Annotated in this window: 1 protein-coding gene; it reads left to right on the top strand. The window is 40.8% G+C overall.

Going from position 1 to position 228, the window contains the following annotated elements:
* Window positions 1–228, top strand: a 228-nt coding sequence (locus J7R05_RS09145; RefSeq protein ID WP_208541952.1) for a hypothetical protein, incomplete at both ends; no start/stop codon positions are given.

Below are 228 nucleotides of genomic sequence, written 5' to 3'. Positions count from 1 at the left end.
AGCGTACAGGTGTTGCCTCTGCGTTTGCTGGTGTAGATGAAAAGCTGACATGGCTTTCTAAGCAGATTAATAGTGCGGAAGATGGCACGTTGATATATAACGATTTTGTATCCCAAGAGAAAGATACAAATATCATCACGATTGGTAAGGATGTCGATGGTGATAAGATTTCCATTTTGAATAATGAAGGAAAAGTTCGTGTCCTTTCTGGTGTAGCAGAGGCAACTG

Origin of the sequence: Bartonella capreoli (assembly GCF_902813205.1) — a bacterium.
In the GTDB taxonomy this organism is placed as follows: Bacteria; Pseudomonadota; Alphaproteobacteria; order Rhizobiales; family Rhizobiaceae; genus Bartonella; species Bartonella schoenbuchensis.
This window is presented reverse-complemented; position numbering and strand designations above follow the sequence as displayed.